This window comes from Streptomyces sp. CY-1 (genome assembly GCF_047218265.1).
GTDB lineage: Bacteria > Actinomycetota > Actinomycetes > Streptomycetales > Streptomycetaceae > Streptomyces > Streptomyces niphimycinicus.
Window position 1 is genome coordinate 1399936 of the sequence record NZ_CP178393.1, and the last position, 17888, is coordinate 1417823.

A 17888-nucleotide genomic window follows, 5' to 3' on the forward strand; every position below is an offset into this window, starting at 1 on the left:
TAGGTTCTGTCGTCAAATGTCACGCCCACATCAGGAGTGATGCGAGGGTGACGGCTGCTTCGTAGGACTGGATGGTCTTGTCGTAGCGAATGGCGATGCCGCGCCGCTGCTTGAGGCGGTTGAGGCGGGTGAGGCAGCGCTCCACGACGTTGCGCCGCTTGTAGAGCTGACGGTCGAAGGCCGGCGGGCGGCCTCCGCAGCTGCCTCGCCGGGCCCGGTTGCGGACCTGGTCGGCCCGCTCGGGAATCGTGTGCGGGATGCCCCGCCGACGGAGTCAGGTGCGGATCGCTTTCGAGCTGTAGTCCTTGTCGCCGAGGACGTGACCGGGCCGGGTCCGGGGTCGTCCCGGCCCTGTCCGGGGCACCAGGATCGCTTCCATCACGGCGGTGAACCGGGTGCAGTCGTCGGTGTTGCCGCCCGTGACGACGAAGGCGAGCGGACGGCCCCGGCCGTCGCAGGTCAGGTGGATCTTGCTGGTCAGACCGCCTCGGGACCGGCCGAGGGCCGGGTCGCGGAGCCCCCCTTTTCGGGCTCCGGCCGCGTGCTGGTGGGCGCGGACGATCGTGGAACCGACCGACATCGGCCACTCGACGTCGCCCGCGGCGTCCGCCTTCGCCTGCGCGGCCCGCGGCATCCGGTCGAACGTCCCGTCCGCCGCCCGCCTGCGGAAACGCGTATGCAGCGTGGCCCACGGCCCGTAACGGTCGGGCACATCCCGCCAGGCCGTCCCAGCCCGGAACTTCCACACGATCCCGCTCAGGACCCTGCGGTCGTCCAGCCGCTTCCGCCCCCGCAACGACTCGGGCAGCAGTGGCCGGACGAACTCCCAATCGGCATCGGACAGTTCATGCCGACGTATCACCACACCATGATCCACCAACGATGACCTTTTGAAGCCACTGCCTAGGCGGGGGCGGGCGTGGCATCCGTCGCCGACGTCTCGACACGGACCCGGGCCACGGTCGCGTCCTGGAGAGTGAGTGGTGTCTCTTCGGCGCCGGGAAGGATCGTGTCGAAGCGCTCCAGCCGTCGGCCGCCCAGCGCGACAGTGCCGTCGAGGACCACCAGAGCGGTGGCGAACGCGGCCGAGACCGACAGTTGCGCGTCGCCCCCGAGGAGGTCGAGGCTGCCGCGGATGTCGCTGCGCACCATGAGGTTGAGCGCCCGCGCCCTGCCGTGAACGGCGGTCGTGGCCACCTCGGCGGTCCCGGCGAACGTGACGATCTGGGTGTACCGCAGATCGTGGACGGCGCCGTCGATGGAGAGCTGAAGGGGCACGGGGGCGGCCGACAGCAGATGGCGCTGCATCCCGGGGAAGGGTGAGAAGGGGCCGGTGTCCTCGATGTCCGCGAGGCTCAGCCGCCACGCGGCCGTCTCCGGGGAATCCGCGGCGGGCTCACGGTGGATCTCGCGGGTCCAGCCTCGTCCGTTGGCCCACCGCTGGGGTTCGAGCGTGTCCATCGGGATGATGTGTGCGGTGTCGGCCGAGCCGTTTCCCGGTTCTCCGGTGGGCTTCTTCGGTGATTGCATGTCGAGTTCGTCTCCATCCCGGCCGGCCTGGCCGATCGGGTTCAGTGGCAGGAGTGTCGGAGTGTCGGGGGTACGGCTTGGGTCCGGGGCAGTACGGGGGCGGTGCGGGTGCTCAGCTCCTGGTCCTGGTCCTGGTCCTGCTCCTGCTCCTGCTCCTGCTCCTGCTCCTGCTCCTGGTTCAGTTTCCGGCGGTGGCCATGTAGGGGTAGGTCCGCCGAAGTACTGCCGGCCCATGAGCGCCCCGGCGGGGCTTGTCGTTGACGTAGGTCATGCCCGTAGTGTCGCGCAGCGCGGGCTGGTGCGATCGGTGAGGGTGAGGACCGTGTTCCCGCGAATCCGGTCGATCTCGGCACGCAGCCGAATCGCTTCCGGGGAACCGGGCGCGTATTCACGCGCGGGCTCATTGGCAGGCTCGGGCACGCCCGCCCGAGGACGGCCCGCAGCAGGGCGCCGCGGGTGCCGAAGTGATGGATCACGTAACGGCTACTACGTCTATATTCCGGCAGGGCGGTCGGGGCCGACGTGGAGGTGGCTATGAGGGTTGTGTTCGTGCACGGGGCGTGCGTACGGGACGGGTCGTGGTGGTGGCACCGCACCGCCGAGCTGCTGAAGGAGCGAGGGGTGCCGAGCGTGACACCGGCGCTGCCGAGCTGCGGCGAGGCGGGCCCGCCCGGTGGTGTCGGCGGGCCGGGACTGCCAGAGGATGTGGCCGCGGTGCGGCAGGTGCTCCAGGCAGGCGACGAGCCGACCGTCGTGGTCGCCCACAGCTACGGCGGCATCGTCACCGCGGAAGCCGCCGCGGGAGTCGGGTCGGTGCGCCACCTGCTGCTGGTCTCCAGCTATCTGCCCGAGGTCGGGCAGAGCCTGTCGGATTTCGGGGACGGCGGCCCCGCCCCGTTCCTCGACGTCGATCCCGACGCCGGCACGTTCGGGGTCCGCCCCGAACTGCTCGTGGACACGTTCCTGCGAGACTGCGACCCCGAGCTCCAGGCACAGGCGGCGGACCACCTCGCACGGCAGAGCGTGCGGGTGACCGGGCAGCCGGTCGGGGCGGCCGCATGGCAGCAGTTGCCCTCGACGTACCTCGTCTGCGCCCAGGACCGGGGCACCCCAGCGCGGCTACAGCGGGAGTTCGCCCGCCGGGCCGACAGCGTCGTCGAACTCGACGCCGGCCACCACCCGTTCCTCTCCCAGCCTGAAGCGGTCCGGGACCTGCTGCTGAGCCTGTGAGCCTGTCAGCCAATGAGCCTGTGACGGCAGCCGCGGTCGAGCCGGGCCGACGGCGCTCAGTTACTGGCGCCGCCGGCCGAGGACACAGAACTCGTTGCCTTCGGGGTCTGCCATGACAACCCACGGCTGGTCACCCTGGCCGATATCGACACGCTGTGCGCCAAGAGCCTCGAGGCGAGCCACCTCGGCTTCCTGATCGTCAGGGACGAAGTCGAGATGCAGTCGGCTCTTGGCCTTCTTGGGCTCATCGAGCAGGACGAACTCCAACCCCGGCACACGATCCGGCTCCGGGCGGATCGCGAACTCCACATCAGAGGAGTGGACCACAACCCAGCCAAGAGCCTCGGCCCACCACTGTCCCAGGGCCGCCGGATCTGCGGTGTGAACGATTACATGTCGCCATTCCAAGGTCACCAGGCGAGCCTAGACCTGCCAGGACTTCGAAAACAGGCAAGCGTGAAGAGGGCTTCCTGACGTCTCCTCAGCCACGACCATTTCCGGGTTCGGCGGACGAGTCGGCTAGCGCGCCACGCGGTAGCGGAGGTAGACGACTTTCGAGCTGAAGGTGCGGGTCTCCACGAGTTCGAGATCCACCCGGCGCTCGTGCCGGGGAAAGAACGGAATGCCACCGCCGACCAGCACCGGGTAGACCCTGGCCCGGTACTCGTCGATCAGACCCGACGCGTCCGCCTCGGCGGCGAGAGTCGCGCCGCCGATCGCGATATCGCCCTCCCCCGGCTCGGCTCGCAACCGCTCGATCTCCTCCGCCAGGCCGCCGGAGACCAGGCGGGCATGGCCCTGCACCGCCGACAGCGTGGTGGAGAACACCACCTTGGGGAGCGGCTTCCAGAGCGCGGCCCACTCGAGCATGGAGTCATCGAGCGATGGGTCCTGGTCGGCGGTCTCCCAGTACAGCATCGTCTCGTACAGTCGGCGTCCCATCAGGTGGACGCCGACCTCACGGATCTCGTCGATGGAGAGACGAAAGACGTCCTCGCTGGGCGCCGTCCAGTCGAAGCCGCCGTCCGGCCCGACGATGTAGCCGTCCAGTGAGACGCCCATCGAATAGGTCACGCTGCGCATCGGAAGTCCTCCTCCGTAACGGGTTCGACAGTACGACTGCCGAACGCCGCAGGACTCATCGCCACCACTGGTAATACCGCGCTGGTCCTGGGCGTGGTGGCCGTCATGATGCTCGGCTGCCCGTGGCGGCCCGATCCTGGTTCCGGTCGGCGGGGACTTCGAAGATGAGTTCGAGACCGTCCTCTTCGTCCCACTGTTCCCCGACCTCCACGAAACCGAAGCCGGAGATCGTGGCCAAGGACGCGAGATTGTCGGGACTGATCGTCGCCCGCACGGTCGTGACCGCAGGCTCGGCGGCGGCCCGACGCAGCAACTCGATCAGCATGGCCCGCGCATACCCCCGACGGCGAAACTCGGGAGCAACCGAGTAGCCGATCTCGACCATGCCCCCCTCATCGGGTGGTCCGTGGAACCCCGCGTGTCCTACGACGAGACCCTCATCCCCGACTGCCGCCTGCCGCGCCATCCACCGGGCCTGGCCGGGATCCGCGTCCATCTGTCCGAGTCGCAACCTCCACAGCCACCGCGCCCTGTCGCTGACGAAGTCCCCAGTGAGAGCCACCCCAGCCATCCTGCTGGCCGCGGGCAGGTCCCCGTCGAGTAGAGCGGACATCACCTCGCCGGACAGTTCGACGAAGCGCACGGGCTTCCGGCTGACGGGGAACGGCCGCTGGCGATCGGCTTCATCTGTCACGGCGTGAATGATCGTGGAATGCGCGGAAGACGTCCAGCCGATTCCGGAGTGATCCACGTGGGCCTTGCGCCTCTACGAGCGCGCGGGCGGGCTTGCTTTCGGACCGGTCCGGCGAGCCGCGAGGGCCGACCGTAGTGCGTAAGGTGGCGGTCATGACCGGCGAGAGTGACCTGCGGAAACTGTTGAGTGGCATGCGTCCGGAGCTGAATCCCGGCCGCTTCGTGTTCACCACGGTCGAGGGTGGTATCCCCTCCGGTGTCACCCCTGTGGTCACAGTCGCCGAGGATGAGGGCCTCACCCTGGTGGTCCCCCGTGCCGAGGCGGATGCGGCCGGGCTGGCATACGGCTATGTGGCCGGCTGGATCACTTTGCGTGTCCATTCCGCGCTCGAGGCGGTCGGGCTGACTGCCGCGGTCTCGCGGGAGCTCGCCGATGCCGGGCTGAGCTGCAACGTCGTCGCCGGGTTCCATCACGACCACCTGTTCGTCCCGTATGAGGACGCCGATCGGGCGGTGGCCGTCCTGGAGAGTCTGGCGCGGCGCTCCGCCTGAGCTGCCGCGCGGTCACGGCCGACCCCGCTGCGAGCGTTCGGTGTCCGATTCGCAGGGTGGCGCGGGGGCGCGCAGCATGGAAGTGGCCGGCTGCCGTCGTTTCGCGAGGTGACAGGCCATGACTGGCCGAGCCCACGGAAGCGACGGCCGAGGCCGTGTGGCCGAGGGGCGTGGACGCCGGGGGACGCTCCGGCGCGATGTGCCGGTCGGAGGAGCCATAGGAGGTCGGCGATGGCGCACGCACACGGAGATGAACCGATCGTGGTCGGCCTCGACCCCGATCCGGGCAGACGCGCGGCGCTCGGCTGGGCCGCCGACGAGGCGGACCGGCGCCGGCTGCCGCTGCTGCTGGTCCTCGCGCAGAACCTGCCGACCCCCGGGTACCGGCCGACGGGTGGGCGGCCGTCCTGGGAGGAGTGGAACGAGTCGCTGCACACGACGGGGGATCGCCTGCTGAAGGAGGCGGTGGCCTTCGTCGAGTCCCGGCATCCGCGGGTGCGGGTATCGGGGCTGCTGGCCGAGGGGCATCCTGCGTGGGTGCTGCGTGAGCAGGCGCGGAACGCCACGGTAGTGGTCGTCGGATCCTGGCGTCTGAGCGCTCTTCAGGAGGTCTTCACCTCCGCCGCCGTCGCCCTGCCGCTCATCGCCCACGCGCCCTGCCCCGTGGTGGTCGTGCCGGAGCCGGAGCACGTCCCCGAGGCGGAACATGCCCCCGGGGGAGAGCATGTCTCCGAGGCGGAGCACGTCCCCGCGCGGCAGCCGCATTTCGTGGTCGGGGTCGACGGCAGCCGTCATTCCGCGGCCGCCGTCGACTTCGCCTTCGACGAGGCCGCCGTGCATGGCTCGGCCCTGCGCGCCCTCTGCGTATGGCAACCTCCGCGGCTCGGAAACCCGGACGAGGAGGCCGCCGTCCAGGAGTGCCGTCGGCTGCTGTCGGAGACCGTCGCGGGGCGTACCGCCGACCATCCGGAGGTGGAGCTGCGCCAGGAGGTCGTACCGGGCCATCCGGTGCAGGTCCTGACCGAGGCGTCCGAACACTCCCTCGGCCTGGTCGTGGGCACACGCGGACACGGCGGGTTCACCGGTCTGCTGCTGGGCTCCGTCAGCCAGGGCGTGACGCAGCATGCGCGCTGTCCGGTCATCGCCGTGCCGAGCGCCTGACCACGGACGGCCGCGGCCCCAGGGGGGCCCGGTCCGGTTCCGTGTTGTTCAGGCCCCGGCGGGGCGGGGGGCGATCTCCCGCAGCAGCTCCATCACCGCACGGGCGCGGCCGGTCTGGGTCATGCCCTTCACCGAGGCGATCTTGACTTCGAGCGGGGGGCTTCCGTCCCGTAGCTCCAGTTCCGCGATCTCGCCGCCGCCGTAGGTCTGGCCGGTCGCCGGCCGCTGGTTCAGCACGGAGTATCCGAGCCCCCGCGCCACCAGGGAACGTACGGTTTCATAGCTCCGGGTGCGGTAGCGGACATCGGGTGCGGTGCCGGTGGCGGCGACCAGGGAGCGGAAGTAGTCGCGGCTGTGGGGCAGATCGAGCAGGACGAGGGGTTCCGCGGACAGTTCGGCCAGCTCCACGGAGCCCTGCCGGGCCAGCGGGTGGTCGGCCGCGACGATGACATACGCCGGGGCCCGCGCGATCGTCTCGCTGCGCAGATCCATCTCGGCCGTGAGCCCGAGGTCGTAGGTGAGGGCGAAGTCGATGCGCCCCGCGCCCAGGGCCTGGACGAGCTGGTCCGTCTCTCCCTCCACCACGTCGATCTCGATGCCCGGGTAGCGGTCGGTGCATTCGCTGAACAGGGGCGGCAGATAGTACGGGGCCAGCGTCACGAAGCAGCCGACGGCCACCGGCCCGGAGATCGTCTCGCCGTCCCCCCGGGCCTCCCGCTCGATCTCGCGCGCACGGGCCAGCAGCTCCCGCGCCTGCTGCTGAAGCCGCTCCCCCGCGGGTGTCAGGGTCAGTCCCCGGCCCCTGCGGCGGATGAACAACTGCACCCGCAGGTCGCGCTCCAGGTTGTGGATGGCCGCGGACACGGCGGACTGCGCGATATGGAGCGCCCCCGACGCCTCCGTCATCGAACCGCGCTCGGCGGCCACGAGGAAGTAGCGAAGCTGGAGGAGGGTGAAACCCACCGGTGACGTCATGCCTGACCCTCGCGCCTGGTGATCGGTGTCCGTGCCGCTGCCGACCCTATGCGGCGGCCGGCCCCTGGGCGGACCCCTAGGCGGACCTATGCGGGCGGTGCCTGGTGGCGCTGCGCGGGCGCGTCGGAGACGTCCTCGGGGCGCAGCAGGGCCGAACCGGCGGTCTCCTCGAGGGACAGGGCGGCGATGAGGCCGCCAACGGCGAACACCATCAGGTAGGGGCCGGGCAGCAGGGTGCTGCCGGTCGCGGAGATGAGCACGGTCATCAGGTACGGCACGGTGCCGGCGAAGAGGGCGGCGGTGAGGTTGTAGGCGATGGACAGGCCGCTCTGGCGGGTGCGGGTGGGGAAGATCTCCGCCGACCACACCGCGTAGGTGCCGAGGATCGCGGCGAGGATCGCGCCGAGCAGCAGCCCGGCGATCCAGGTTCCGGCGAGCCCGGTCCGCATGAGGAGGAACGCGGGGGTGGCGAGGACCAGGAGGGCCGCGGTGGCCCCGACGAAGACCGGTTTGCGGCCCACACGGTCGGACAGCAGCCCGAACACCGGGACCAGCACCAGCCCCAGCAGTGAGATCACCGTGGACAGCAGGGCGGCGCTGCCGGCCGAGTGTCCCAGGTGGTCGGTCTCGTAGGTGACCAGGTACGTCAGCACCATGTAGAAGGGCACGTGCATGGCGGCCATCAGGCCCGCGGCCTGGAGCAGATGCCGCTTGTGGCGGCGGAGCAACTCCCGGACGGGGGTGCGCGGCACGGTGTCGTTGGCTTCGAGCGTCCGGTACTCGGGGGTGTCCTCGATCTTGTTGCGGATGATGAAGCCGATGACGCCGAGCGGCGCGGAGACGAGGAAGGGAACGCGCCAGCCCCAGGCGGTCAACTGGTCCTCGTCGAGCCCCGTCGACAGCAGCAGATAGACGAACGAACCGGCGAGGAAGCCCAGCAGCGAGCCGACCTCCAGCCAGCTCACCCCGAATCCGCGGCGGCGCCGGGGTGCGCTCTCGGCGAGGAAGCTCGCCGCGCTGCCGAACTCGCCGCCCGCCGCGAATCCCTGGATCAGGCGCAGGACCACCAGGAGCACCGGGGCGGCGACCCCGATCGCCGCGTAGCCGGGCAGCAGACCGATCGTCAGGGTCGCGCCGGACATCATGAAGATGACCAGCGACAGTGTGCGCTTGCGGCCGATCCGGTCACCGAGCGGTCCGAACACCAGGGCGCCGATGGGCCGGATGCCGAAGGACACGGCGAACACGCCGAACACGGCGAGCAGTCCGGTGGTGCTGTTCTCGTCCGGGAAGAACACGGTCGCGACGGTGCCGGCGAGATAGGCGTAGGCGGCCCAGTCGAACCAGTGCACGAACACGCCGACGGCTCCCGCGGCAACGCTTCTGCGCAGTGCGACGACGTCGGTGGCCACGTCGACCTCGGACGTGGTGACGTCGGTGTGAGTGGTGGGCATGCGCGCCTCCTTGGGGATGGGGTGGGAGAAGCCGGAGCTGTGCGGGGCGCCTCGGTCGGGAGACGGTGCGGGCGCCGTGTGCGGGGGGCGCCTCGGTCAGGGAGGTGTGTACGGGTCCGCCTCGGTCAGGAACTCGCGCTCGCGTCTCGGCTCGCGCTCCGGTCCACACCGGTCCAGGCCAGCGCCACCGCCCCGTCGAGCAGGGCCCGCTGGGCGTTTGCGCCCACGCAGTACGCGGCGAACTCGTGCTGGTGGTTGGTGGCGGGCAGCGAGCCGATGCCGATGTACGGGTGGATGGCGGGCACCGTCTGCGAGACGTTGCCCATGTCGGTGGAGGCGCGGTTCATCCGGGCGGCCTGGCCCGGTGGCGCGAACTCCCGTCCCAGGGCGAGGGCGTTCGCGCGGTAGTGGGCAAGAGCGGCCTCGTCGGTGCGGAACTCCGCGTACGGCTTGCTCTCCGGCTCGATCTCCAGCTCGCACCCGGTGGCGAGGGCGCCCGCCTCGAAGGCCCGGATGACCCGTGGCTCCAGCTCGGCCAGTTCGGCGAGGGTCTCCGCCCTGACGTACCAGCGGCCGGTGGCCCGCTCCGGGATGGCGTTCGGGGCGTCCCCGGCGTGGGTCACCACGCCGTGCACCCGGGCGGAGGCGGGCAGTTGCTGGCGGAGCAGCCCGATCGCGACCTGGGCCACGGTGAAGGCGTCGGCCGCGTTGATCCCGGCCTCGGGGTAGGCCGCGGCGTGTGCGGACCTACCGGTGTACGAGATCTTGGAGTGGCTGACCGCGAACGGACGGGCCTCGGCCACGTCGACCGGCGCCGGGTGCACCATCATCGCGAGGTCCGCCCCGGCGAAGGCGCCCCGGTCGAGCATCTCGATCTTGCCGCCGCCGCCCTCCTCCGCCGGGGTGCCATAGACCTCGACGGTGAGGCCCGCGTCGTCGGCGACGGCGGCGAGGCCGAGCGCGGCACCGACCGAGCTCGCCGCGATGAGGTTGTGCCCGCAGGCGTGGCCGAGGCCGGGCAGCGCGTCGTACTCGGCGCACAGCGCGATCCGCACGGGCCCGCTGCCGAACCGGGCGTGGAAGGCGGTCTCCAGGTCCAGGTAGGACGTGGTGATGTCGAATCCGGCGCGCTCCAGCGGCTCGGGTACGGCGGCCGCCGCCCGGTGTTCCTCCCAGGCCGTCTCCGGGTCGGCGTGCAGCCGCTCGGACAGCCGGATCAGCTCCTCGGCGTGCCGGTCGACCTCGCGCCGGGCGGCCTCTTTGAGCCTGCCCATCGTGCCCATCGTCCCCGTGGTCTCCGTCGTCCCCTTGGTCCCCATCGTCCCCATCACAGGTCGCCCGGGACGCCGTACGAGGGGGCGGAGGCGGGGTCGAGTCCACGGCGCACATAGTCGTCCCGCTGCGGAAGCCAGACGGCGAGGAGTTCGGCGAGCCGGTCGACGGGGTCGTCGGCCCAGTCCACGCGCAGGTCGGTCACCCGCCAGTCCACGTCCGCGACGACCGCGAGGCCCGCGGAGTGCACCGGCCCCTCCTCGCCACCGGCCTCGACCGCGGCTTTGAGGGCGGTGACCAGCCGCTCCTCCAGCTCCCCCGGGGCGGCGGAGTACGCGTCGAGGAGAACGCGGGGGATGTGCTCGCCGCACAGCATGTTGCCCGCCGCCACCGCGCCCTCGGCGGTGGCCGAGGCGTGCTTGCCCAGGGTGTGCGCGCCGCTGTGGACGAACCCGGGCCCGGAGCGGCCCAGCACGGTGAGCTGACGGTGGGCGATGGACTTCACGTTCCGCGCCGCGCCGGTGACACTGGCCAGGGCGCGTTCCGCGTCGCCGTGGTCCGCCAGTTCCGCCAGCAGGCTGGTGCCGAGCGTGGGGTCGGTGACGTTCTGGGACGCCGCCGCGCCGACCCCGGGCCGCAGATGGGCGACCCGGGCGGCGACCGCCGGACTGGACGAGCTGACCGCGATGCCGAACCGCTCGCCGTCGCGGACCACCAGGGAGAAGGTCATGCCCGCGCCTCCTCGGGGATCACGGCGACGGCGGGGATCACGGCGACGGCGTCGATCTCGCACAGCCACTCCGGACGGGCCAGGGCCGAGACGACCAGGCCGGTGGAGATGGGGTGGACGCCCTTGGTCCAGCGGCCCACGGTGCGGTACACCGCCTCGCGGTAGCGCGGGTCGATCAGATAGATGGTCAGCTTGACCAGGTGTTCCATCCGGCTGCCCGCCTCTTCGAGCAGCATTTTGATGTTCGCCATGGCCTGTTCGGCCTGTGCCTCGGCGTCGCCGATGCCCACCGATTCGCTGGTGTCGAGGTCCTGGCCGATCTGGCCGCGGACGTACACGGTGTCGCCGGCGACGACGGCCTGGCAGAGGTCGTTGTCGAGGTTCTGCTCGGGATAGGTGTCGCGGGTGTTGAACGGACGGATCCGGGTGTGCCCGCCGGCAACGACCGGGGCCTTGACGGCGTTCGCCCGGCGGCCTTCGCTCGTGGAGGTCATCGTCTGCTCCTCAGTTCTTCCAGGCCGCCGACGCGGCGCCGGGCCGGTCGGTGGTGCCGTACGCGAGATAGCCCCGCTGGGTCGTGATGTGATCGGCGATGTATCCGGCGTCGTGCCACACGCCCCAGATGAAGCTCGATCCGCGGCGGGACAGCCAGGGCAGGCCCAGGAAGTACACGCCGGGCTCGCCGGACACCCCGCGCCGCTGGTCCGGCCGGCCGTTCTCGTCGAACGCGTCGACCTCGAGCCAGCCGTAGTCGGTGGCGAAGCCCGTCGCCCAGACGATCGAGGTGACACCGGCCGCGGCCAAATCGAGCTCCAGCCGGGGGTCGGCCACGCCTTCCGGGTCCGGCCCGAGGTCGTGGGCCTGCGGCTCCTCGGGGAGGTCGAGCCCATTGCGCTCGACATACGCGTCGGCCGCCCGGAGGAGCTCGAGGTACTTCGCGTCGCCGAGCGCGATGTTGGTGGCGAGATCCGGCGCGAAGCGCAGCACACCGTTCTCGTAGGACGCGGTCAGACCGACGAGTTCGACGCCGTCGGCGGCCAGGGCCCGGAAGTCCACGGTGTGGCCGCCGCGGGCGCCGCTCACCGCGATGGTGACGTGTTCGGCACCCTGGGGAGGCGTCTCGGCGTCCCAGCGCCCGAGCACACCGAGCCACCAGCAGAAGTCACGTCCGCGGTACTGGCGGGCGGGACGGTCGTGCGGGCCGACGGAGAGGAAGACCCGGCGGCCGGAGCGGCGCAGCTCATCGGCGATCTGGACCCCCGAGGAGCCGGCCCCGACCACGAGGACCGCGCCCTCGGGAAGCTGCTCCGGGTTGCGGTACCCGCTGGAGTGGAGCTGCACGGGGACGGCGCCGTCCGGGACGATGGGCGGGATCACGGGCCGCTGGAACGGCCCGGTCGCGGCCACGACGAAGCGCGCGTCGATGGGGCCCTGCGAGGTCTCGACCCGGAAGCCGGGCCGACCGGTCCGCCTCCGTACCGAGGTCACCTCGACACCGCACCGGATCGGGGCGCCTATCTTCTCGGCGTAGGTGACGAAGTAGTCGGCGATCTGCTCCTTCGAGGCGAAGGCGTCGGGGTGGACGTCCGGGTCGACGTCGGAGAACTCCAAACCCGGGAACCGGTCGTGCCACGCGGGCCCGTTCGCCACCAGGGAATCCCACCGCTCCGAGCGCCACCGCTCGGCGATACGGTGCCGCTCCAGGACGATATGCGGCACCCCGTGGGCTCCCAGGTGCTCGCTCATCGCCACGCCCGCCTGGCCCGCGCCGACGACGACTACCTCAGTCTCTTCACTCAACTTTCAGCCTCCACTCAGGCGGTAGTGCATCCCGGTGTCGCGTCGACTGTGCTGTGGGTGCTACCGCACGAGGGATCCTTGGCCATGGCCGTAGTGCTGTCCAACAGATGTTTCCGCTGTAGGCGATCTGATTTTCAGATTTAGACATCTGCGAGTGGGGTCGGGTGGTGGCCGGCGAACGCCCGTCACAGGCCCGGACTAGCCTCCCGATATATGAACCTGGAACTGGCGGGACGACGAGCGATGGTGACGGGGAGCAGCGGAGGGATCGGCGCTGCGGTGGCCCAGCGGCTGGTCGATGAAGGGTGCGCCGTCTTGGTGCACGGTCGCGACCCTGAGCGTGTCGGCGGGGTCGCGGCACGGCTTCGTGCCGCTGGCGGGGTAGTGGACACCGTGCTGGGGGACCTTGCTGATGACGATGCCGCCGGTGCGGTGGCCGCGCGGGCCCGCGCGTGGGGCGTGGAGATATTGGTCAACAACGCCGGCCCATTCGCCGAGCATGACTGGGAAACGGCGGAGCCGGCGGCGTGGTTGGACGCGATCAACGGGAACGTCGTGTCCGCCGTGCGGATGATCCAGGCCCTGGTGCCTCGGATGCGCGAGCGCGGGTGGGGGCGGGTGGTCAATGTGGGAAGCCGGGCCGCGACAACTCCCTTGCCGAACATGGTCGAGTATTCGGCGGCGAAGGCGGCGGTGGTCAACATGACAACCGGCCTGGCCCAGCATCTGGCCGGATCCGGCATCACCGCGAACACGGTGAGCCCCGGTGTCATCGTCACGGACGGCATGCGGCGGATGTTCGAAGAGGGAGCGGCGGCACGAGGCCGGCCAGGGCAATGGACGGAGTTGGAACCGCAGGTGGTGGCCGAGTACGCCCCGAACCCGACGGGCAGGCTCGGCACTGCGGAAGATGTCGCGGCAGCGGTCGCGTTTCTCGTCAGTCCGCTGGCCGGCTACATCAACGGCATCGACCTGCGCGTCGACGGAGGCATCGCGTCGGTGCCGTAACGGCCTGGTCGAGCAACGTCTCGAGGGGAACGATCTCGAGTAGGCAGTCATCGCTCAGCGTGCCCACACCACAGAAGTTGAGCCAGAACCAGTCAAGCGACGGCGCTGGTCAACGGTTTGGCGGCGCTCACTTCGGCAGGTGGCGGGCGAAGAACGAGCGTACGAGGTGGCGCACGGCGGGCACGGTGGCGCGCGGGTCGGCTCGGCCCACCATGGCGGCGCGTCCGGCGGCGGTCATCAGGCCGGCCCGCTGGAGCTGGGGGACGAGGGACGCGTAGTCGGTGAAGGCCCAGTGCTGGGTGTTGTCGAGCTGCCGCCGGGCGACCGGGCCACCGTGGGCGAGGAGCGCTGCCCAGGAGCGGTCCAGGCGGGCGTCGCGGAAGCCGTCCGTGCCGGCCAGGAGCAGCGGCCGGTCCGTCGCCTGCCTGGCCACCGGGAGGAGTTCGCCGTCCATCTGGTCGAGATACCCCTCCAGGTTCACGGCGGCGGCGATCCGCCGGTCCTCGTGGAGCGCCTGTGCGACCGCGGTGCCGCCCGCGGAATGGCCGTAGACGCCGACCCGGTCGAGGCCCAGTGCGTCCAGGACGAAGCGGAGGTCGGCCACCCGGGTGTCGATCATGGTGCGGAAGGTGGCCGCGTCGGGTGGGCCGAGCAGTACGGTCTCCCGTACCCGTTCGCGGTTCGGCCGCTCGTCGGGGAACTCCACCTCGCTCGCGTCTCCGGGGTGGTCGACGGTGATGACTGTCCAGCCGTACGAGGCGAGGTCCACCGCGAGGGAGCTGCCCATCGTGCGGGCGTCGCCGCCGCCGGGGCTGTAGAGCAGTACGGGGCGCCCACGCACGGGCCGGGGCCGGGCGCCGGTCCGTGCGTGGGTGAGCGTGGCCGCCCAGTCGACTCCCGTCCGCGGCAGCGGCTGGTGGATCCAGTGGGCGAGGTCGGTGAAGGACGCGGCGGCGCCCGGGGTCATCTGCGGAGCGCGCGGGAAGCGGTGGCCGGGGGCGGCCGGCCGCAGGACGGTGACCATGAGCTCGCGTACGCCGATCTCGCGGTCCCAGGGGTCGTTGCGGGAGGGGTCGGCGAGGTACTGGGTGTCGGCGCGGACGGGGTAGGGCCCGCCGGGCGCCGGCAGACGCAGTCGCAGTAGCGGGGCCGCGTCGCGGGCGGCGGCCGGGGCCGGGGCGGCGCCGAACAGCAGGGCGGCGGCGCCGGCGAGGGCGCCCTTGACGAGAATGCGGCGGCCGGGTGCGGAGGAAGAAGTCATGGACGGCATCCTGGGGGCGGGCGCCGGGCCGGGGCGAAGCTTGCGGCGGGAGCCTAAAGGCTGGCGCGGAGCAGGGGGATGTGCGTGATCCGGATCCATTTCACGGCGGACGATTTCGCCCGGGTGCGGTTCGCGCCGCGGCCCTCGCCCGTGCCCGAACTGCACGCCGCCCTGATGATGCTGGGCGCCCCGCATGAGGCGCTGCTGTTCGGGCGCTGGCGGAGCAGGCTGCTGCGGGGCCTGCCGAGTGCGGTCGAGCCGCTCGCGGATCTGGTGCCGGACGGGGTGGCCCCCGCCTTCCTCGACGTCCTCGGCGACACGCTGGACGAGGGGGTCGAGCTGATCAGGACGGCCCGTGCCGAGTTCGTGCGGGCCGGGATCGAGCAGGTGTACGCGCGACGTCCGGCGCCGCCGTGGATCCGCGCCCTGCACGGTGGGGACGCCGGTGCCTGGCGGACGCTCGGACGGGCGCAGCGGGCGGCGTACGAGACGATTCTCGCGCCGGTGTGGCCGCAGGTCCAGCACCTGCACCGGGCGGAGTTCACCCGCCATGCCGTGACCGTCGCCGAACAGGGCCTCGGCGTCGCGCTGACCGGCCTGGCCCCGGGGTCACGGCTGCGCGACACGGTCTGGGAGTGGCCCCTGCCGGGCGCCCCGGGCGTGCGGGAGGTCCGGCTCGGCGGACGTGGGCTGATCCTGCGGCCGACCTTTCACTGGCCCAGCACCCCGCTCATCCAGGACCTGCCGGACCGTCCGGTGTCGTTCGCCTACCCGGCGGGCCGGGGGCTGCCGCTTCTCCCGGATGGGAGCGACGCGCTGGACGAGCGCCTCGCGGGAGTCCTCGGGCGCACCCGGCTCGCCCTGCTGCGCGCCTTGGACGAAACCCGTACGACCACGGGGCTGGCCCGCCGTATCGGCGTCAGCGCCGCGACGGCCTCCGCCCACGCCTCGGCCCTGCGCGCCGCCGGTCTCCTCACCACCACCCGCACGGGCCGCTCGGTGCGGCATGAGCGGACGGCCCTGGCGGAACTGCTGCTGGCCGACGGCGTGGCCGACGGCGGGAACGCCTCGACGCCGATCCAGAACCGTGGCGCTACGAACCCGGTGGCAGGAGTCCGCGGGCCAGGGTGAAGGCGGCCGTCGCGGTGGACAGGAGTGCGTTGATCCTGCCGAGGATGCGAGCGGTCCTGTCGGTATCCTGCGCGTCGACGGCCGCGGCGAGGTCGTCGGCGTACTCCCGGGCTCTTACCGCCTCATCGGACGTCGCGGTGTCCGCGTCCGTGCGCAGGGCGTCGATCAGTTGCTGATGGGGGATGTCGAGCGCGTTGGCCCGATTGCCGTAGCCGCCATGGACCACCGAATGATGGCTGTTGACGTTCGCCACGACAAAGCCGCCCGGTCCAGTGGAGATGTGCACCCCTTCGCCTCCCGTCCAGATGAACTTGCCCTCGTACTCGGTCCAGCCCTTGTACGTCACGCTGTATCTGCCGAACCGCCAACCCTCCACATCGATCAGCTTGTGCTTGAGCGGCTCGGCCAGGATGCGCATGGCGTCCGCCCGGTTCCATCCTCGCTGGGCGAAGTAGTCGGTCATCGTCACGCGCCGGCCCGGGTTCGCCGCCCGTCGGCAGATCTCGCGGAATGCCTGCCCCTGATACATCTCCAAGTGGTCGGGGGCGACCGACGGCTCCGGCAGCCGCCGCCGATGCACGATTCCGCGGATCCATACGAACAGGGCGTAGATCAACCAGCAGAGCAAGGCGATCACCACCAGCCCCGGTGTCAACTCCACGCTCGCCACCTCTCCCCCGTCGGTCCCAAGCCATCCCATTTTAGGACCAGTCGGTGCGCCGCGCCCCTGGCTTGTCCGACAACGGGCTACTGGGGCAGGGGTCGGTCGCGGACGACGTTCTTCATGACGAGGGTCGAGTTCAGGCGCTGGACGCCCGGGAGTTTGGCCAGCCGCTGGTCGTAGAGCTGCTGGTAGGCGGACAGGTCGGTGGTGGCGACGCGCAGCAGGTAGTCGGGGTCGCCGAAGAGCCGCTGGGCCTGGATGACGTGCGGGATGGCGGCCACGGCCGCTTCGAAGGTGGTGACGGTGTCTGCGTCCTCCCAGCGCAGGGTGGCGAAGACCACGGCCTCGAAGTCCAGGCCGACGGCGGCCGGATCGACGACGGCGCGGTAGCCGCTGATGGCGCCCTCGCGTTCGAGGTCCCGCAGGCGGCGATGGCAGGGCGAGACGCTCAGCCCCACGCGGGCGGCCAGCTCGGTGATCGTCAGGCGGCCGTCGAGCTGTAGCTCGGTAAGAATTTTCCGGTCCAGGGCGTCCACGGAGAAGATTCTCCCTCATTCGGCGCGATTACGAGACTGAAGCGCAAACACTTTCGGGCAAATCGCACGTAATCTTCCCCCTCGGAACAAGGAATGTGAGAGGGATCGGTCGATGGACACGACGACGGTGGCGGCTTTCCTGGCAGTGGACCTGCTGCTGGTCTTCACCCCCGGCGCGGACTGGGCCTATGCGATCGCGGCCGGGCTGCGGGACCGTTCGGTCGTCCCGGCGGTCGCCGGACTGATAGCCGGATACGCGGGGTACACGCTGCTCGCCGTGGCCGGTCTGGTGGTGCTCGTGGCGAGTTCGGCCACGGTCCTCACCGTGCTCACCGTCGCCGGCGCCGCCTACCTGATGTGGCTGGGCTGTGGCGTACTGAGACAGCCCGCCACCTTGACCGCGTCCACGGAAACCATGGCCTCCTCACGCTGGCAGATCGCGCTCAAGGGGGCCGGCATCAGCGGCCTGAACCCGAAGGCGCTGCTGCTGTACTTCTCGCTCTTCCCGCAGTTCATCCACCCCTCGGGCGGCTGGCCCGTCGCCGCGCAGACCGGGCTGCTCGGCACGGTCCACATGACGGCCTGCGCGGCCGTCTATCTCGCCGTCGGCGTCCTGGCCCGCACCGTGCTGAAGACCCGGCCCTCGGCGGCCCGGGCGGTGACCCGGGTCTCCGGTGTCATGATGATCGCCATCGGCGGTCTTCTGCTGGTGGAACGCCTGGCGGGCTCGTGAACCCGCCCCGCCCGTACGAATCATGTGATGAGGGAAGGCCAACGGGAGTCGCCGTCCCGGCAGTTACGTCCGCCA

General features: G+C 71.1%; 19 protein-coding genes and 1 pseudogene. 6 read left to right on the plus strand and 14 right to left on the minus strand.

Annotation, left to right across the window (positions count from 1 at the left end; genetic code table 11):
* Positions 1–19 precede the first annotated feature (19 nt).
* Both ACK1X7_RS05760 and ACK1X7_RS05765 read right to left on the minus strand, forming a co-directional pair.
* Positions 20–862: pseudogene (locus tag ACK1X7_RS05760) on the minus strand (IS5 family transposase).
* A 41-nt stretch (positions 863–903) separates the two neighbouring features.
* A complete protein-coding gene (locus ACK1X7_RS05765) occupies positions 904–1530 on the minus strand; it encodes a HutD/Ves family protein (protein WP_385146212.1) in 627 nt (208 codons plus the stop codon).
* 534 nt (positions 1531–2064) lie between these two features.
* On the opposite strand from ACK1X7_RS05765, the gene ACK1X7_RS05770 reads away from it, so the two are divergent.
* Positions 2065–2760 (plus strand): alpha/beta hydrolase, encoded by a 696-nt coding sequence (locus ACK1X7_RS05770; RefSeq protein ID WP_385146216.1) that lies wholly within the window; start codon positions 2065–2067, stop codon positions 2758–2760.
* Between the two features lie 60 nt (positions 2761–2820).
* Here ACK1X7_RS05770 and ACK1X7_RS05775 read toward each other — a convergent pair whose 3' ends face one another.
* The 3 genes from ACK1X7_RS05775 to ACK1X7_RS05785 form a co-directional block, all read right to left on the minus strand.
* Entirely contained in the window at positions 2821–3174 is a 354-nt protein-coding gene (locus tag ACK1X7_RS05775) for a VOC family protein (RefSeq protein WP_385146218.1), read from the minus strand.
* A gap of 105 nt (positions 3175–3279) precedes the next feature.
* A complete protein-coding gene (locus tag ACK1X7_RS05780; RefSeq protein WP_413114725.1) occupies positions 3280–3843 on the minus strand; it encodes a dihydrofolate reductase family protein in 564 nt (187 codons plus the stop codon).
* Positions 3844–3946: 103 nt separating this feature from the next.
* Positions 3947–4456: a GNAT family N-acetyltransferase gene (locus ACK1X7_RS05785; RefSeq protein WP_385146276.1), complete on the minus strand. Its 510-nt coding sequence runs from the start codon at positions 4454–4456 to the stop codon at positions 3947–3949.
* Positions 4457–4689: 233 nt separating this feature from the next.
* Here ACK1X7_RS05785 and ACK1X7_RS05790 point away from each other — a divergent pair, with 233 nt between their 5' ends.
* Positions 4690–5088, plus strand: a complete 399-nt coding sequence (locus ACK1X7_RS05790; RefSeq protein WP_385146278.1) for an ACT domain-containing protein — start codon at positions 4690–4692, stop codon at positions 5086–5088.
* Positions 5089–5319: 231 nt separating this feature from the next.
* Positions 5320–6249: a universal stress protein gene (locus ACK1X7_RS05795; protein WP_385146222.1), complete on the plus strand. Its 930-nt coding sequence runs from the start codon at positions 5320–5322 to the stop codon at positions 6247–6249.
* 48 nt (positions 6250–6297) lie between these two features.
* Here ACK1X7_RS05795 and ACK1X7_RS05800 read toward each other — a convergent pair whose 3' ends face one another.
* From ACK1X7_RS05800 to ACK1X7_RS05825, 6 genes are all read right to left on the minus strand, one after another.
* The gene (locus tag ACK1X7_RS05800) at positions 6298–7224 is read right to left on the minus strand and encodes a LysR family transcriptional regulator (RefSeq protein ID WP_385146224.1); all 927 of its coding nucleotides are present in this window, start codon (positions 7222–7224) and stop codon (positions 6298–6300) included.
* Between the two features lie 86 nt (positions 7225–7310).
* Positions 7311–8678: an MFS transporter gene (locus ACK1X7_RS05805; protein ID WP_385146226.1), complete on the minus strand. Its 1368-nt coding sequence runs from the start codon at positions 8676–8678 to the stop codon at positions 7311–7313.
* 125 nt (positions 8679–8803) lie between these two features.
* The gene (locus ACK1X7_RS05810) at positions 8804–9952 is read right to left on the minus strand and encodes a M20 family metallopeptidase (RefSeq protein WP_413114726.1); all 1149 of its coding nucleotides are present in this window, start codon (positions 9950–9952) and stop codon (positions 8804–8806) included.
* A 53-nt stretch (positions 9953–10005) separates the two neighbouring features.
* Positions 10006–10680, minus strand: a complete 675-nt coding sequence (locus ACK1X7_RS05815; protein ID WP_385146230.1) for a DUF1028 domain-containing protein — start codon at positions 10678–10680, stop codon at positions 10006–10008.
* Positions 10677–11174 carry a RidA family protein gene (locus tag ACK1X7_RS05820; protein WP_385146232.1) on the minus strand — a complete coding sequence of 166 codons (498 nt, stop codon included), beginning with the start codon at positions 11172–11174 and terminating at the stop codon, positions 10677–10679. The genes ACK1X7_RS05815 and ACK1X7_RS05820 overlap by 4 nt, the downstream gene beginning before the upstream one ends.
* A 10-nt stretch (positions 11175–11184) precedes the next feature.
* Positions 11185–12480 carry a flavin-containing monooxygenase gene (locus ACK1X7_RS05825; RefSeq protein WP_413114727.1) on the minus strand — a complete coding sequence of 432 codons (1296 nt, stop codon included), beginning with the start codon at positions 12478–12480 and terminating at the stop codon, positions 11185–11187.
* 213 nt (positions 12481–12693) lie between these two features.
* Between ACK1X7_RS05825 and ACK1X7_RS05830 the strand changes: the two genes are divergently transcribed.
* Entirely contained in the window at positions 12694–13488 is a 795-nt protein-coding gene (locus ACK1X7_RS05830) for an SDR family NAD(P)-dependent oxidoreductase (RefSeq protein WP_385146236.1), read from the plus strand.
* Positions 13489–13615: 127 nt separating this feature from the next.
* On the opposite strand, the gene ACK1X7_RS05835 is transcribed toward ACK1X7_RS05830, so the two are convergent.
* Positions 13616–14749, minus strand: coding sequence for an alpha/beta fold hydrolase (locus ACK1X7_RS05835; protein WP_385146238.1), 1134 nt, complete (start codon positions 14747–14749; stop codon positions 13616–13618).
* A gap of 84 nt (positions 14750–14833) precedes the next feature.
* Here ACK1X7_RS05835 and ACK1X7_RS05840 point away from each other — a divergent pair, with 84 nt between their 5' ends.
* A complete protein-coding gene (locus ACK1X7_RS05840; protein WP_385146240.1) occupies positions 14834–15880 on the plus strand; it encodes a helix-turn-helix domain-containing protein in 1047 nt (348 codons plus the stop codon).
* On the opposite strand, the gene ACK1X7_RS05845 is transcribed toward ACK1X7_RS05840, so the two are convergent.
* Entirely contained in the window at positions 15843–16541 is a 699-nt protein-coding gene (locus ACK1X7_RS05845; protein WP_385146242.1) for a hypothetical protein, read from the minus strand. The genes ACK1X7_RS05840 and ACK1X7_RS05845 overlap by 38 nt on opposite strands.
* Before the next feature lie 86 nt (positions 16542–16627).
* Entirely contained in the window at positions 16628–17080 is a 453-nt protein-coding gene (locus tag ACK1X7_RS05850; RefSeq protein WP_385146244.1) for an Lrp/AsnC family transcriptional regulator, read from the minus strand.
* Positions 17081–17192: 112 nt separating this feature from the next.
* Between ACK1X7_RS05850 and ACK1X7_RS05855 the strand changes: the two genes are divergently transcribed.
* A complete protein-coding gene (locus ACK1X7_RS05855) occupies positions 17193–17813 on the plus strand; it encodes a LysE family translocator (RefSeq protein WP_390795415.1) in 621 nt (206 codons plus the stop codon).
* Positions 17814–17888: the final 75 nt, after the last annotated feature.

Coding starts and splice junctions, on each gene's coding strand:
- ACK1X7_RS05765 (WP_385146212.1), bottom strand. CDS start 1,530: ATGCAATCACCGAAGAAGCCCACCGGAGAACCGGGAAACGGCTCGGCC.
- ACK1X7_RS05770 (WP_385146216.1), top strand. CDS start 2,065: ATGAGGGTTGTGTTCGTGCACGGGGCGTGCGTACGGGACGGGTCGTGG.
- ACK1X7_RS05780 (WP_413114725.1), bottom strand. CDS start 3,843: ATGCGCAGCGTGACCTATTCGATGGGCGTCTCACTGGACGGCTACATC.
- ACK1X7_RS05785 (WP_385146276.1), bottom strand. CDS start 4,456: ATGTCCGCTCTACTCGACGGGGACCTGCCCGCGGCCAGCAGGATGGCT.
- ACK1X7_RS05790 (WP_385146278.1), top strand. CDS start 4,690: ATGACCGGCGAGAGTGACCTGCGGAAACTGTTGAGTGGCATGCGTCCG.
- ACK1X7_RS05795 (WP_385146222.1), top strand. CDS start 5,320: ATGGCGCACGCACACGGAGATGAACCGATCGTGGTCGGCCTCGACCCC.
- ACK1X7_RS05800 (WP_385146224.1), bottom strand. CDS start 7,224: ATGACGTCACCGGTGGGTTTCACCCTCCTCCAGCTTCGCTACTTCCTC.
- ACK1X7_RS05805 (WP_385146226.1), bottom strand. CDS start 8,678: ATGCCCACCACTCACACCGACGTCACCACGTCCGAGGTCGACGTGGCC.
- ACK1X7_RS05810 (WP_413114726.1), bottom strand. CDS start 9,952: ATGGGCAGGCTCAAAGAGGCCGCCCGGCGCGAGGTCGACCGGCACGCC.
- ACK1X7_RS05815 (WP_385146230.1), bottom strand. CDS start 10,680: ATGACCTTCTCCCTGGTGGTCCGCGACGGCGAGCGGTTCGGCATCGCG.
- ACK1X7_RS05820 (WP_385146232.1), bottom strand. CDS start 11,174: ATGACCTCCACGAGCGAAGGCCGCCGGGCGAACGCCGTCAAGGCCCCG.
- ACK1X7_RS05830 (WP_385146236.1), top strand. CDS start 12,694: ATGAACCTGGAACTGGCGGGACGACGAGCGATGGTGACGGGGAGCAGC.
- ACK1X7_RS05835 (WP_385146238.1), bottom strand. CDS start 14,749: ATGACTTCTTCCTCCGCACCCGGCCGCCGCATTCTCGTCAAGGGCGCC.
- ACK1X7_RS05855 (WP_390795415.1), top strand. CDS start 17,193: ATGGACACGACGACGGTGGCGGCTTTCCTGGCAGTGGACCTGCTGCTG.